Origin of the sequence: Bradyrhizobium australafricanum, assembly GCF_020329495.1 — a bacterium.
Lineage (GTDB): Bacteria > Pseudomonadota > Alphaproteobacteria > Rhizobiales > Xanthobacteraceae > Bradyrhizobium > Bradyrhizobium australafricanum.
Genome location: NZ_JAGKJL010000062.1, coordinates 1 through 14,914, shown reverse-complemented (window position 1 = coordinate 14,914; position 14,914 = coordinate 1). Strand labels below are relative to the sequence as shown.

The following is a 14,914-nucleotide window of genomic DNA, read 5'->3' as shown; positions in this document are numbered from 1 at the left end:
CGCTTCGACATGAGCGGAAATGTCCGGCGGCGAGGAAGCAGAGCATGGTGACGGGCGATCAATCCCGGTGAATTCCTTGTCACCGGGTTGGAAAGCGCGATGGACCGCCGGGGGCTGCATGTGCCGTCGGCGATGCCGAGCAGATCCCTTGGACCGGGAAGACTTTCGAAATCATTCACGAGGGCGAAAGCCGTCGCAGCAGTTTGACGCATCTGCGCGTCAATCGCGTCCGTGTTTGCACCTACTGCACAGCAGCCTTCGATCTTTATAGCGCTGGACCTCGCAATCGACATCGACACCCAAGCGCAGGAGCGAGCGGATGGAGTCGTGGTTGAATAGTCTAGTGAAATCGGCATTGGGTACTCCCCACTTTTCCCCAGTCCCGCGGTCAGTACTTGCTGTGCTGTCGAACCATGGTGTCGCGACAAGGCAAGCTGTTCCGCGTGAAGACAGTTTCACGCTACGCGTCCGGACGATGTCTCCAGAGCTGCGTTGCGCGACGAACGAACGATGATGCGCCTCCGGGCTACTGAAAAAGCCTTTCCCCAGCCGGTGATGGACGCGCAGGACGCCGACGCTCCCAACTCTCGGTCGGCTCCGATGTGCGATCCCCTCGAAAGTAGCGAACAAGAGACGGAGGGGACTGCCGCATTTCTGGGCGATGGCCCATCTGGCTGATATGGCTATGCCAGTTGCATCGCTTCACTTGCGATGATCGACTGCAAAGTAATCCAAGCGCAAATTTGAGGCTGCGTGGTGCGCGGTCAGGCCAAGGCAAATGGAATCCGAGTTCTACTCGGCCGCTAAATGCTGCTCGGGCCGCAACAGGGGGGGCGCCGGCTTCTCTGTCCTGCACATAGACGTTACGGAGAACACGTCGTCCACAGCAGTGATCGACCCACGTGATGGGGTGGAGCGGAGCGTCGTTAAGTTTGAAAGACATTCGCAATTCTTGCTACCTGTCAGGAAGTGTTCGCGCGCGGGTTCGGTATCGCGAAGCTGTCGGAAATCCTACAATCTGACGTCAGGTGAGGATCAAGTGTCTTTAACAGTTGGTTACGAGTACCCTCCATCTTGTGCGCGTCTTGACTCGGTCGCGACACAGTTTGAACACGGTCATAGCCTTGTGGGTCGCTGTCGCTCTCGTGTTTTCGAAGGTTGTGAGCATTTCGCCTCTCCAAAATTCTGCGATGTGCAGCTTCAGCTTCAGCCGCAGCGATAGCGTGAGTCGGTCGTTCTCGCTGCGCGTTAAGGCAAGCCATAACGCGCGCGAGCATGAGATTGCCTGGTTGCCTCACACGTGGCGATTGGCAGGCGGACTACGGCCGGCTGCCAGATGAGCAGATCTGATGCATAGAGCTTAACGTCGTGGGTGCAGAGGCGCGGTTGCCAAGTCGAATTGACTGGCAAAGGATTGAAGAGAGGGTCGACTGTCACACCACGTTCCTGAATGCTGCTCCAAAACTGCGGCCGACTATGGGGGCTTCGGGCAGGATCGGAAAAATCAATTGTTTTGATGGAATGCATTCAAGCGGCGGATAGGCGCGGCGCTCGCCGCCGCCTGCCATACCATGGGTGATGCAGCTTTTAGTGCGCTGGCCATGCGGTCGCGTCCACCGGTCTTCTGGTTGAACGCCTCCGCGTCAGGCCAAGCCGCCCATGGGTAGAGGCGGAGTTTTCACCGGCTCAAGCCGCGAGCTCGGTGACGAATGTGATCGCGGCGATTGGATCGATGTCAGGCAATAGCCGAAAAACACGAATGAGCACCGCCAAAGAATCACTTGGAAGAGCGAGTTGAATGGGCTCCGGGTGTCGAGTTCGCTCTCATAACGGCGCCGATTGAGGCATTTGATAGCTCGAGGCGCAGGCTGCTCAAGCTATTGTTCGTGAAGCCTGCGCGCGTCCTTCAACTCGTCCTTAAGGGAGGTGCCTTTGTGAATGAACGAGGACACCGCTGCAGCGCGTGCTTAGCAAGTACCTAATCAGCGCCATCGCGCTTGTACGGATTTGCCGCGCTGTCCGTCCGGTAATCGTCGAGGTTGCCGCCTAGAAACAATCGTTCGGTCTCTCGGGTTGGCGTTCTGCCCAGCGAGCACATCAGATCCACGTCCCCATCGATGGTGTCCTGGTCCTCAGCGTTCATTCCAAGCCCGATACTGCTCAGCACATCGTCGGGCGTCCAGACCGCGGACTTCGGGACGGTGTAGGTGTGCAGCGTGTTCGCATTGTTGGCGATGGCTCTCGCCCAGTGGTCGCGCGAAACAAGCAGTTTTGAGGGATCCTCACCAGCGACACGAAAGGAGATGCTGCTGTCTTGCCGCGCATATGCCATCCGGCTTGCCGCGCCCGGTCCATAGTATATCGCTCCAGAGGATCTCCAACGGAAGAATGATCCCGAGCCGTGTTACGGATATGCGAGATTGCTCTCGTTTTTTCTTCCGCGCGCGGCTTGCAATCGTTGTCCTGATTCTGAAAGCGCCGCAGTGTGACATATGACGACCCCGCCACGTCATCGAATACAAGGTCCCGATCGGCGGGAGCTGCGGTCGCCGGCGACCAACGTGCTGATTGATGCGCGGCGAGGTCGATCTCGTTTCTGAGCGCTTCAAGCGTGGCGCCTGTCAGCGTCGCGGCAAGTTGAGCGCGCGCACTGATAAATAATGTGGCTGGATAGGGGCCGGTTTCCGGGGAGCTCTCGTTCGGCGCGGTCGAGGACGTAGCAGTCGTATTATTTGCCGCCAAGGAGGCAGGGTAGACCGAATTCAATTCATCTGGATCCAAATCATCTAGCGGCTGCTCAAAGCTTGCCTGATCCTCCGAGCCGGATGCCGGTGTGCTGGTTTGTGCGCTCAGCTCGTCTGGCTGCCGGTCCGTCCGATGTGGCTGCTCCAGCACGTCCTGAAGCTCAAAGGGAGTGTATGTAGCGTTCCATGGTTCAACATTCATTTCTCTCTTCCCTCGAGTGCCGGCTATTAGTGTAGACTGTTGCAGGTGCAGCTTTCGAGAAGCTGACGGACCAGACGGTGAGTGTCGGTTTGACGGTCACCGGCTGAATTCAGTTCAGTGAGGCGAGCGCTGAGCCAGGTGGAAGCGACGCTAATCGACGGATCACAAATCGGCGCTGCTTTGTGCTGTCTGCCATTTGTGACGAGGCCGAAATTGGGCCTTGAAGAGCTTTTTCACTGCGCGACGCCAGATTCGCTTCATTGTTGTCTGTCGTCTGAGTGGCAGGGAGCCCCAGGTATCAACGTGGACAAGCAGGCAGATGTGGCTGCTCCAAATGTTCGTTGGAAATCGTCCGTTACGCGCGCGTGGAACCGCATCGTCGCGATCGTTAGTCTCCATTGGATCAGCGCGACCGCTTGCCGTTTGTGGTTTCCGAGCGGCTGCTACTTGATCAAATCGTTCCAGCGATGTCGCACGAGGATGGGCCGCTTTAACAAACCTGACCTACGAGGTTGTGAGGTAGGGATAGCCACCACAACCACTTGCGCCTGGTTGCGACAGGTTGTTTTCCTCGCAGGCGCGCGTGCGCTTGATGTCTGGTTTCCACCAAACAGTTTGCGAGCACGGCATCTTGCCACGTGTGATCTGTGGTACTTATCGAGGGAGAAGAGCATATGAAGTTTATTGGCAAAGGGCTGGCGATCCTGCTCTCTTTGCTTTCGGCCATGAGTGTGAGCACGATGGCGAGAGCCGATGAGCCCTCGCCGAAATACACTGAGGTGCTCAATGCCCTGCAGGCCGGCAAGAACGTGAAGCTCATCCTGGACATGAGTCGCTGTGCTGCCGCGGAGGGTGGCAAGCCAGCTTCGGCGACACAGGCCGGCCTGGTCATCAATGCATTCAGGGTGACCCCGCAGAACGGCATCAGCTTCGCCAATGCGCACCAAACGGTGGACAGCTCCGGACATGCGGTGACCGAATACATTCGCCATAGCCTCAGCCGCGAAGGTAAGCTCACGGTGCGGGCCTCAAAGCTTGTCGTCGGGACCACCGAACTCGTGAACCAGGGCGAATTCATCTGTGAACTGCCGGATGGCGCAAAGTTCATCTGGTAAACGAAAGAACACAGGGACGGGGATGCGCTTCGAAACCTCGATCCTTTAACCGTGCGGGCATCTTCGCAAGCCACGACACGAATAATATCGATCATGAGAGACGGCCAGATTGTTTCTGGCCGTCTTTTCCGCGACGCTCATCGAGTTGCTCGAGCTTGTTGCAGTCGCTCAAGATACCGAGCGAATACCCGCCACGACAGCGGGGTCCCGGTCCTGAAGATAGCGAGATCGGAGCGAGCGGAGAAACCGCTGCTCCGGCGTTGGCCGTTTGATGGCTCGTGGCCCTTCCTTCGCAGCTATTCGTGCGAAAATGCTCCCGGATGAACCACATCAAGGAAAACCTGGCTGCACTGCACCTCCGAGCAGGAGTTGGCCCGCACGCTGAAGTGTCCCCTCGTTCAAAGCCGCATGCTGAGCAACCACGAAGCTGTCGCACATCGCGCGCGCCAGATTGCTCGTCGTGTACAGCGAGTCAGTGCCGGCGAGACGGCTCGCGATCTTACAGACCTCGGCGCTTTGGAGCGCGGCGTTAGTCGCGGCGAGCCGCATCAGCGTCGCCGTATTCGGATTTACCGCGTCATTGAGCGCCTCGTTCCACAGCTCCTCGGTAGCCTCATAGAAGAAGGACCGCGCGGAACGCAGCATAGCCTCGGCTCTGGCCGCTTCTAGTTGGATGTAGCCCCGCTCTCCCATCACAGGCGCTCCGGTGATCGAGGCGCGGTTCCTGCTCATAGCGATCACCTCGTTCAGTGCGGAGCGCGCAATACCGACGCCAACGATCGCATGCGCCTGGGCGGCGAACGTCACTGATGGATAACGGTAGATCGGCCGGTCGATTGTCGGCGAGCCGCCGCGGATCAGGGTCCATTCCTCCGGCACGACGACATCTTCGATAACTAAGTCATGGCTGCCGGTTCCCTGCAGCCCAATGACGTCCCAATTGGGGCGGATAGTTACCTTTTCGGCCGGCACTACGGCTACACGCGGAAGGTCGCCGATAGGGTCGTCTTCCACCCTGATGCCGACGCCAATCAAAGCCGCCCCGGGCGAGCCGCTGGCAAATGGCCACACGCCGTTCACGACAAATCCGCCGGCACTGCGTCTGGCGGACTGTAGCGGAAAAAGCGCAGCCGCGTACACCACATCGGGTCCATTCGCGTAGACTTTGGCGAGCGTTTCATCCGGAAGAGCAGCGAGATTGCAAGCCCCATCACCGAAGCTGGCGACCCAGCCGGCCGATCCATCCGCCTCGGAAATGCGCTCGATCAGCTGACAAAACGCGGCGGGCGTTTGCTCCTCGCCGCCAAAACGCTTGGTGACCATAGCTCGATAGACGCCAACTCGTTTAAAGCCATCGATTATGTCGTCTGGAATTTGTTGCGCGACCGCGAACGTGTTTCGACGGCTTCGGATCTCGGCGAGCAACGAGGAGAGGTTATCCCCGCTGACGGGCTCGACGTCGGCTTCTGACGGGATCATCTCTGGGGAAGCGTTCATAAATTCTCCTTGGTGCCTATACGGGTGACTGCGCGCCATTGACGAAGAGTGGGGTATCCTTCCAGATCGTAAATGCGGCGGATTCGTCTTGGGAACATAATCATTACGCAATATCAGACGGTTGGAGGCTCGCATTGCGAGATTGCATTTTCGCGGGTGACCGCGGCGCATGATTTGTCTGGTCTTCTCGAATTAGGGGCGGTCGCTTTCGTTGCCAGGCTCACGGCCGCTCACGCCCGCGAACTGCTGGCGACCCAACCGAGCGGCACGCATCTGCCATCTTCTCAGCAGTCGGCTTCTCAGCAATCGGCGTGCCAATGAGATATCATCTGGCACCCTTGCTGAAGAGACGCAGACTACGTGATACGCTCTGACCTTCGCGGCTCCATGTCCGACTTCTGGCATAGAACGTTGTCAAACGAACACGACGGGCGGAGCAGGACGGAAGCAGGCCTCGATTTCCAATTTCGACCGCTCGGAGGTCCAAGTGATCCGACAGGAAGCTGTTCCTGCAAAGACATTCAGCCTAGCGTCAGAAACCGTGAAAGTTAGCTGCCGAATGCGATGCACAAGGCGATTGAAATCGTTCAGCTTAAGAATCGTGTTGGCGCTGGCCGCATTGGGGTTTGCTCACTGGTTAAGCTGTCATTCGGATGCGGTTCTAACATCTCTGAAAGCGAAAGCTCCGACCTAGGCTCGGAAGGCTTGAGCAGCTGTCCGAGGCGCCGAGCACCTCGTTCAGCCAAATTGTGGCCGATGGAAGAGAAGAACGCGGCCTCCGGGCAGGCTTTCGGCCGTGTAGGGCTGACCGTGGATTAAAAATCGTGTCATTGGGACATACTCGCTCGGCAGAAGACCTAGATTTTGGAGCATGTCGATCACGGCAGGCGAAGCCTCTTGGGGGCCGTGCCTCCAGTCGCGGGGGAACAACTCTCCGATTTCAGGCACTTGCCGGAGCGGCTGATGGCCCGATGCCTGCGCCGCAGACGGCTTTGGAGGGTTTGCCGCCGCCTTTTGCAATTCGAGCGATGCGGGCGGATCAAACCCGGGTAGAAGGCCGCCGTACGTATGCGCGAGAGGCGTCGGCGTCAAAAGCGCAGCATCACCCAGCAAAGCGAACTTGGGGTGATGAATGAGTTGAACGTCGTTGGATCCGCTCGGTCCCAACACAGCCGTGTAGCGTTCGCCGCCAATCTCATAGTTCATGATCGGATGTTCCGCATTAGGCAAGAAGTCCCACTTGCCCAGGGTGGATAGCATCATGTCGGGCGCCAGCTGCGTGCCATGGGAAAAGTCCCTTGGCACTGCGAATGAAACATCAAACGTGTCACCGGCAGCGGGAGACCGCAGATGGATAAGCTGAACATCATTGCGCCCTCCCGGTCCTAACACGGCCGTATAGCGCTCACCGGCAATGTCGTAGGTCTGTACCCGCTGTGCCGCGTCGGGCAACAGACCCCAGTGGCCCAGTTTGGAGCGCATCATATCCGGCGCGGACTGGTTGCCGTGGGAGAAGTCGTCTGGAACGGCCCAGGAAGCATCAAAGCTTTCGCTGCCTGGGGGAGACCTCGTGGCGATGATAGCACCGCCTTGGTCCATCATCCCTGCAAGGTACTCTTCAGAGGCAGGATTCTGCGGCCGCGAGCTCGGCTGTGAGGGGAGGACATCGAAAAACTCTTCCCCACGGACACTTTGCATCCCTGGGCGGTCAGGCGAGCCCACTTCCCGCCAAAACTCCGGTACAACAAGACGGTCCGCGGTCACGGAGCCCTCCCGATCCGCGGCATCGAAAAGATCTTCCTGGGCGAAGCTTTGCATGGGCGAGGCGACGACTGAACTTGGCGGCGGCCACAGTTCAGGTGCATCGAAAGTTGTGCCTGGCAGCGCGTCCTCTCGATTCACGGCATGGAAAAGCTCATTCTCGTCGACACTTTGCGGGTTAGAGTGGCCGGCGGAGCTCATCGTCGGCCAAGACGCCGATGCATCGTAGGGCATGGCTGGCAGCAGGCTCTGGCGATCCGCGGCATCGAAATGCTGTTCCTGAGCGAAACTTTGCACGGGCGAGGAAGCGGCATCGCGCATTCCCTGCCAAAGCAGCGATGCATCGAAGCTGGAAGGCGTAAGCTCGCCGCTCCGCTCCGCGGCGTCGAAAAGCATGTCCTGGGCTACACTTTGGATGGGAGAATAAGTGGCTAAACCCATTTCATGCCAATCCTGCGGAGCATTGAAACCGTCAGCCGCCAATGCGCTCCGATCCGCAGCGTTCCCAAAAGGCTGCTCCTCGAGAACCTGCAGCGGTGAATGGGCGGCTGGCTGTGTCGGCAGGCGCGAGCTGGCTGCCTGTCCTCCCAAATTGTTCGGCCCGATGATCGCGCGATAATTGCGGAGCCCGTTCAAGGCGTAGACAAGTTTATCGTCATCCCGAAACAATGCGTTGGCATGACCGAGCAGCGCTTTGTCGCTGAGCTTAGCCATTGACAGGGGGCGCAGTGCTGCCGCTAGCTTCCGGAGACTGCTAGCATAATTTCCGGCCGTTTTCGCGTCGATTGCTCGACCGAAGCCTGCCTCAGCGGCCTCCCTGATGAGCCGTTCACCTTCCTTGGAAGTACGGTAATGTGTTGCGGTAGCGAGGGCGTCAGGATCGCGGTAGCGGCTGACCATAAACAATGCTGGAGCGATGATTTTGTCCGTTGGCAGCAGCTTCTTGGCATAAGCGAGCAACGTATCGTCATTGAGCTCAGCAATCGATTTACCTGACTGCTTCAGCAACTCGGCCAATTTGCGAAGTCGGCGATCATAAATGCTCACGGTGGTAGAACCCGGCGGTGGCCCTCGCTCGAGAGCAGCGCTGGACGCTGCCTGGATCAGGCGATCGTCTTCGTCAGAGACATCATAAAGCTCTCGGTGTGGATATATAGGGCCAGCCTGACCCGCTTCTCCCAAGTGCTGCTCAAATTCGGCTTGCTGCCGTTGCGGTTGCTCCACCGTTGCTTCGGACGCAGCGGGTCCGGTATCGGCTGGGTTGATATTGTTGAATCGGTCCATGCTCTCGTCTGCTGGTGTCGCCCTCGTGTTCTCTCGCTAGTACCCTCAGCTTTCCAAAACCTGACGTGGGCTCGCCAGATGTGGGAATCAATGGGAGTCTGCAAATGCCTTCTCCGAGGTGCTGCTGCGTGGTCGTGCTGCCCTCAAGATAAAGTTGGCGACAAAGAGGGGAGGAGCACGGCAATTGGCCAACACACTTGCCTCCTAGAAGAGCAAGTGCATAATGTTGGAGTTGATTTCTATTGCCGCCAGCCACGATGTGTAGGTCGAGATCATTCATGATGATGGACAGAACGAGTTCGTCGGATGCACGGCAATCCCAAATCGCACGGCTTGTGGGAACTGACGGCACCCGCGCCGCCGAATACGGGTCCTCTTGTGGGCGATGCGAGAGCTGATGTCGTCGTGATCGGCGGTGGATACACCGGTCTCTCTGCAGCCATTCACCTCGCGAAGGCTGGCGCGCGCGCCGTCGTGCTGGAGGCATACGAAATTGGGTTCGGTGGTTCTGGGCGCAACGTTGGGCTCGTCAATGCGGGCATGTGGGTCATGCCCGACACGCTCTCGGGTACGCTTGGCCCTCCGTTTGGCGAACGGCTCATCGAATTGCTGGGTGGAGCACCGCAGGAGGTTTTTGAACTGATCGAGAGAGATGTGGTCGACTGCGAAGTTGAGCGCGCGGGGACCCTGCATTGCGCGGTCGGCCATAGGGGCTTGCAGGAAATCCAGATACGTGCCGAGCAGTGGCAAAAGCGCGGTGCTCCGGTCGTCGTGCTTAACGCGGAGGAGACCCGCAGAAAGATTGGCGGAGGCAACTATACTGGCGCGATGCTAGACAAGCGCGCCGGTACAATACAGCCGCTGGCCTATGCGCGGGGTTTGGCGCGCCTTGCGCTTGCAGCGGGCGCGAGGATATTCACTCGGACTGAGGTTCTCACAGTCAGCGACATGGGTTTGTGCTGGAGGGTCGGCACGGCAATGGGATCCGTACGTGCTGAGTGGGTGGTCGTCGCCACCGACGCTTACGGGAACAGACCTCGGTCGCAGGTCCGTCTTCCTTACTTCAATTTGGCCACGCGGCCGCTGTCAGATCGTCTCAGGACCTCAATCTTGCCCGAACGGCAGGGAGCATGGGACACCAGCGCGGTCCTTTCCTCGTTTCGCTTCGATCGGTCGGGCCGTCTGGTGTTCGGCAGCGTTGGCGCTTTACAGGGTATCGGTGCCTTGGTTCACCGAGCCTGGGCGATCAGATCGCTTCGCAGGCTGTTTCCGCAGCTCGATGAGCTTGAGTTCGAAACCGGTTGGTTCGGGATGATCGGCATGACTTCCGACCACCTGCCGCGCTTTCACAAGCTCGACCGTAACCTCGTCTCCTTCGGCGGCTATAACGGACGCGGGATTGCACCCGGCACCGTCTTCGGCCGTGTGTTGGCGTCCTACATCCTCGGCCACCTTGCAGAAAAGGATCTACCACTTCCAGCGGCGCCTGTTGAACATCGGCGGTTTCGTGCCGCCCGTGAGGCCCTCTACAGAGCAGGCTCCCAACTGGTTCACCTCGCTGGAGCGCGTCTCTGATCCACCTAGTGGCAGTCGTATATCCGATCAAGGCGAGTTTCCCCGTTGGTATGGCCATTTCCGGCACGTAGCGATCTACGTGAATTCTTGACAACCGCAGTCGCGTGGCCCTGCCGTCAAGCTTGTTGGTCGGCGTCCATACGCCGTCCTGACGTCTGCGAATTGGCAAACTCGCACCTCCTGCAGAGCAGAAAACCAGCCATTCCGTTCATGCGATCGACGACTTCGCGAAAGATTGTTCCTTCAAAGAGATGTTCGTACTCGTCGCGCAAAAGATTGCCCAAGACATGACGCCGCTCGAAATCCATGCAGCACAGAGTAACATCGCCGTTTGGAAGAAGGATATTGCGATATTGTTGTTTGCCAAGACATGTCAAGGCTCCGATGACCGGCCGTCGTGGTTTGATGATATCCGGATCGAGACATCCTCGCGTGCTGCTCAGTGGCCGCAAGCGCTCAAGCTTTTTAGCGGGAATGATGTCGGCGAGAGCGGGATGGATTGTGCCCAGCACGACGAATCGAATTGAGGGAATGTTCGCCTCGAGAAGTTGGCCCATGACGTTGAGATAGGACTTTCCAACGAGGCGTCTGTTCATGTAACTGCCGTCATCAGGAACATGGACGACGAAAGCCCTAAACTGGAGCATTTGCAAGCGCCGGACGTCACTCCCGTTCATCCCGACAAGGGTCGTGAAAATTCGGATGTCATGGCCGCGTGCGTAAGCATGCTCAACCATGCTGGTGCACGACGGATGCAGCCAAGGCTCCGAGTAGCCGGCAAAACTGATGTCGGTAGCCGTGGGCACGCGTGCCAAACATCGCTCGAAATCGTGCAGGCCAAGATGCTTCGCTAGAGACACAGGTCTTTGACGATCGGCGAACTTGTCCTGGGAGCAATATGAACATCTGACGATGCATCCTGCGGTCGTGGTTATCTCCAACACCCTGCGACCAGGATTGACGGCGCGTAAGCTTTGTAACACCATGGGATATGCCATCATTCTGTCTGGTCCTTTCAGGTGCCGGAGAATTAAAGAAAGAGCGCAGCATTTGGTGTGCAGCGGCTTGCCTTGCTTCTCACGGATTGCAAATCCAGGATAGGTCGTTTGGCGAAACGACCTAGACCAAGATCCTGCCTCAACGCTAACAACGCGCTGAGTTCGATAATGCTCAACCAAGGTGGGGCTGATCTGGCGCGTCAACTCCTCCTCTCCGCCACGACCGCCACTTGGTACCGTTGGCCGTCATTGGCATCATAGTTTCGTTTCGCACAACTTGATGCTGGACTCGGTAACCTCGGTGGGGACGCTTACGCAATCCTGGCGAAGCGGAACGAGCATCTGACCCGCCCGCCCCATCGGGACTTCGTATTTCCTCTTGACGGGCGGCGCGGACCCGAGGCCCTCTTTTTTATGTCAGGCGGAGCGATAGCCTCCCGAATGGCCCCGACGATGTGAACGTGATGGCGCGGACGATCAATCATCGCAGCCCTCGACGGCAATCGTCCGCGAGAGCTCCCGCCCAAATGCAAGTTGCTGGTCAGGATGATGGATGAAGCAGCCTTGTCGCATACCGATGAACAAACTAGCTGTTCCCGGCGGAGCGGCGGTAACCGTTTTCGTGGGCAGGATCAGCGCGGGCGGTGGTCACCGCACGATCCAGCGCCAAGCAAGGAATTGAGTGCGGCCGTTAGGAGCTGAAGACTTCGCATTTTGACCTCTTAAAGAAGGGGGGAGCTGCGGTCGCATTGCGTCCTGTTTGATAGCTTGAGCAGCCACTAGCTGGAGCATTAGGCACCGCTTACGTAGCGCGGATGGTTCTCATCGCCCCACTGGAGCGGACGGAGTTAGGAAGTCAATACGATACTTACCTGCCGGAAATGGTAGGGGTGACTGTCCGGTTTTTGCGATACTCTGCTGGAGCAGCGACCCGCTCGCAACCGGCACGCCACGGCAGCTCGAAACTATCGATCGCGATCTGTGGATCCCTCATCTCTTGAGAGAGCAAAATCTGCGGAGACGATCATGAAAACGCAATTGGCGGACTTTCGAGTCGACGTCGACGCCTCCAATGTCCCGCTGAGCAAGCTGGATGTGAGCGAAGCCAAGCGCTTTCAAGACGATAGCATATGGGATTACTTCGAGCGGCTGCGAAGGGAAGATCCCGTCCACTACTGCCAAGAAAGCCTCTATGGTCCATATTGGTCGCTAACGAAATACCGCGATATCGTAGAGGTAGATACCAATCACAAGATATTCTCGTCGGAGCGGGGTGTTACCATCGCCGACGTGCCTGACAAGCACTGGACGCAAAGTTTCATCAAGATGGGTCCTCCTAAGCATCGCGAGCAGCGTGATACTGTAAGTCCGATCGTCGCGCCGGAAAACCTGACGAAGCTCGAAAGCTTGATCCGCCGTCGCGTCAGAACGATTCTAGACGGCTTGCCGCGCAACGATGACTTCAATTGGGTGGATCGGGTCTCCATCGAGTTGACGACGCAGATGCTTGCTACGCTATTCGACTTTCCATTTGAGGATCGGCGGCTCTTGACCTATTGGTCGGATGTGGCTGTTGCAATTCCGAAAACCGGCCAGCCCATCGACAGCTGGGACAAGCGAAGCGCGATCTTGTCTGAGTGCTTGGCGTGTTTCGCGCGGCTTTGGAACGAGCGCATCAATGCCGAGCCGCGTCTCGACCTGATTTCAATGATGGCGCACTCGCCTGCAACTCGACACATGGAGCCGAGCGAATTTCTTGGCAATCTAATTCTTCTGATCGTGGGTGGAAATGATACAACGCGCAATTCGATTACCGGCGGTCTTCTGTTCATGAACCAGCATCCCTCCGAGCTGCAAAAGCTACGCGATAATCCCAAGCTGGTCTCAAGCGCCGTGTCCGAGATTATTCGGTATCAAACGCCCATCGCACATATGCGCCGCAACGCCACGGCCGATATCATCGTAGGTGGGAAACATATCAGGAAGGGCGACAAGGTCGTCATGTGGTATATTTCTGGTAACCGGGACGACGAGGTCATCGAGAATGCCGATAGCTTCGTCATCGACCGCAAGAACGTGCGGCAACATCTTTCGTTCGGATTCGGGATCCATCGCTGCGTTGGGCGACATCTTGCAGAGCTGCAGTTGAAAATCCTCTGGGAAGAAATCTTGAAGGCGCGGCTGGAGATCAAGGTTGTCGGCGAACCCGAGCGAATTGCGTCCAACTTTGTCCACGGGTATTCCGCTCTTCCTGCGCAGATTGCAGCTTAGGTCGTGATGCTCCGGCTAACAGCCGCTCAGCTGCGCGGTCTCGTCTCCCTGTTTGACCACTCTCCGCCGCGCAGGACCGAAAGCGGTGATCCGCGCGAGGCGTCTCGGGAGCCGGGCGGCTTTCGGCAAACGTTGAGCGCCTGCGACAAGCGACGAACGGAGGTGCTCGAGGGCGTCGGGTTTTCCTGCTGTCTGAGGCAGGCCAGAGACCGATCCCAGATTGGAAACAACCTTTGACAGCAATTTCGATGTGTCAAGCGATGAGCTCAACATTGAAGATTGTAGCGGTGGGCGCGATTTTCTTTGGAGAAGCGCTTTCGATCATTGCAGAGTTGTTTGCCTCAAAGCAGTTCGGAAAGGACGGCGGCGATTTGACAACTCTCCTGCCGATGTTCCTGCTGATAGCGTTCGGCGGCATCCTTCTCGTCTTCGGATATGCACTGGGTTACATGTATCTTGAGAATATCTGGGTCATCATCGCGACATCGGTGGGAGCAATTTTAGTGGTGGAACCGATTCTCACGCTTCTGCTGTTTCGAGACGTGCCGACGGTAGGTTCGCTGATCGGATTGGCGCTCGGTGTGCTTGGCACGCTCGCCGCGTTATTTTTATGAGGATATTCCAAGTACGCCTAGTCTGACTGAGTCACAAAACCGCAGGCTCTAGCCGGCCAGAATCAGCGATGGTTGCAGCATGGACCATTAGCCGATGAGGCCGACATGAGCGGGCGAGGCACCAAGACGAGCGAGAAGCGATTTGCGGCATATTTGGAAGGGCTTGCCAGTGTCATCGGTCATGCTGCTCGGAAGGCGCCGCTGCGCGACTATTGCGTCGGCCTGATGGCCTGTCGCGGTCGCAAGAGCGTGGAGCCGATGGCGGCGGTGACGGCTCCGGAGCGGACGGCGGCCCAGCATCAATCGCTGCTGCATTTCGTCGGCAGCGGCGCCTGGTCGGATGAGAAGGTGCTGGGCAAGGTGCGCGAGATGGTCCTGCCGGCGATTGAACGCCAGGGCCCTATCGAAGCCTGGATCATCGATGACACCGGATTTCCCAAGCAGGGGCGACATTCGGTTGGAGTTGCACGGCAATATTGCGGGCAGCTCGGCAAGCAGGATAATTGCCAGGTGGCGGTATCGCTGTCGATTGCCAACCACCACGCCAGCTTGCCTGCTTTCAATTACCCACATTTGACGTCGGATTTGAGCGAGGCGCCGCGGGCGAAATCTTGAATCGGTAGAATCTGTTGTGATTCGTTGTTGAGCACCTGATTCGGAAGCGCGGGGTGCTCGATGGGCTTGGTGAAGGAACGTGCCGGGGCGCGTGCTCAGCGATTGACGACTGGTATCGAGACGTGGGTTGATCGGGAAGTTGCGGGATGCGAGTTTAAGGATGAGCGGCTTGGTCGCCGGTTCTGCAAATTGCTCGCACAAATCGGGAGCGACATGGGTCAAAGCATCCCGCTGGTTT

At 57.9% G+C, this 14,914-nt stretch carries 9 protein-coding genes and 1 pseudogene; 6 read left to right on the top strand and 4 right to left on the bottom strand.

Annotation, left to right across the window (positions count from 1 at the left end; translation table 11 throughout):
- Positions 1-1,978: 1,978 nt before the first annotated feature.
- Positions 1,979-2,332, bottom strand: a complete 354-nt coding sequence (locus J6525_RS36755; protein WP_225648297.1) for a hypothetical protein — start codon at positions 2,330-2,332, stop codon at positions 1,979-1,981.
- A gap of 1,288 nt (positions 2,333-3,620) precedes the next feature.
- Here J6525_RS36755 and J6525_RS36750 point away from each other — a divergent pair.
- A complete protein-coding gene (locus tag J6525_RS36750; protein WP_225648296.1) occupies positions 3,621-4,061 on the top strand; it encodes a VirK family protein in 441 nt (146 codons plus the stop codon).
- A 330-nt stretch (positions 4,062-4,391) separates the two neighbouring features.
- On the opposite strand, the gene J6525_RS36745 is transcribed toward J6525_RS36750, so the two are convergent.
- Positions 4,392-5,558 (bottom strand): acyl-CoA dehydrogenase family protein, encoded by a 1,167-nt coding sequence (locus J6525_RS36745; protein WP_225648295.1) that lies wholly within the window; start codon positions 5,556-5,558, stop codon positions 4,392-4,394.
- A 738-nt stretch (positions 5,559-6,296) separates the two neighbouring features.
- The gene (locus J6525_RS36740; protein WP_225648294.1) at positions 6,297-8,603 is read right to left on the bottom strand and encodes a hypothetical protein; all 2,307 of its coding nucleotides are present in this window, start codon (positions 8,601-8,603) and stop codon (positions 6,297-6,299) included.
- A 306-nt stretch (positions 8,604-8,909) separates the two neighbouring features.
- On the opposite strand from J6525_RS36740, the gene J6525_RS36735 reads away from it, so the two are divergent.
- Positions 8,910-10,178, top strand: a complete 1,269-nt coding sequence (locus J6525_RS36735) for an NAD(P)/FAD-dependent oxidoreductase (RefSeq protein ID WP_225648293.1) — start codon at positions 8,910-8,912, stop codon at positions 10,176-10,178.
- 116 nt (positions 10,179-10,294) lie between these two features.
- On the opposite strand, the gene J6525_RS36730 is transcribed toward J6525_RS36735, so the two are convergent.
- Positions 10,295-11,380 carry a radical SAM/SPASM domain-containing protein gene (locus J6525_RS36730; protein WP_225648292.1) on the bottom strand — a complete coding sequence of 362 codons (1,086 nt, stop codon included), beginning with the start codon at positions 11,378-11,380 and terminating at the stop codon, positions 10,295-10,297.
- A gap of 822 nt (positions 11,381-12,202) precedes the next feature.
- Here J6525_RS36730 and J6525_RS36725 point away from each other — a divergent pair.
- The 4 genes and pseudogenes from J6525_RS36725 to J6525_RS36710 form a co-directional block, all read left to right on the top strand.
- Positions 12,203-13,447, top strand: a complete 1,245-nt coding sequence (locus tag J6525_RS36725; protein WP_225648291.1) for a cytochrome P450 — start codon at positions 12,203-12,205, stop codon at positions 13,445-13,447.
- Between the two features lie 272 nt (positions 13,448-13,719).
- Complete coding sequence (locus J6525_RS36720) at positions 13,720-14,061, top strand: hypothetical protein (protein ID WP_225648290.1); 342 nt, start codon at positions 13,720-13,722, stop codon at positions 14,059-14,061.
- Between the two features lie 105 nt (positions 14,062-14,166).
- Positions 14,167-14,616, top strand: a pseudogene (locus J6525_RS36715) (transposase); the annotation flags it as partial.
- Between the two features lie 120 nt (positions 14,617-14,736).
- On the top strand, positions 14,737-14,914 hold a 178-nt coding region (locus J6525_RS36710), incomplete at its 3' end, for an IS4/Tn5 family transposase DNA-binding protein (RefSeq protein WP_225647044.1).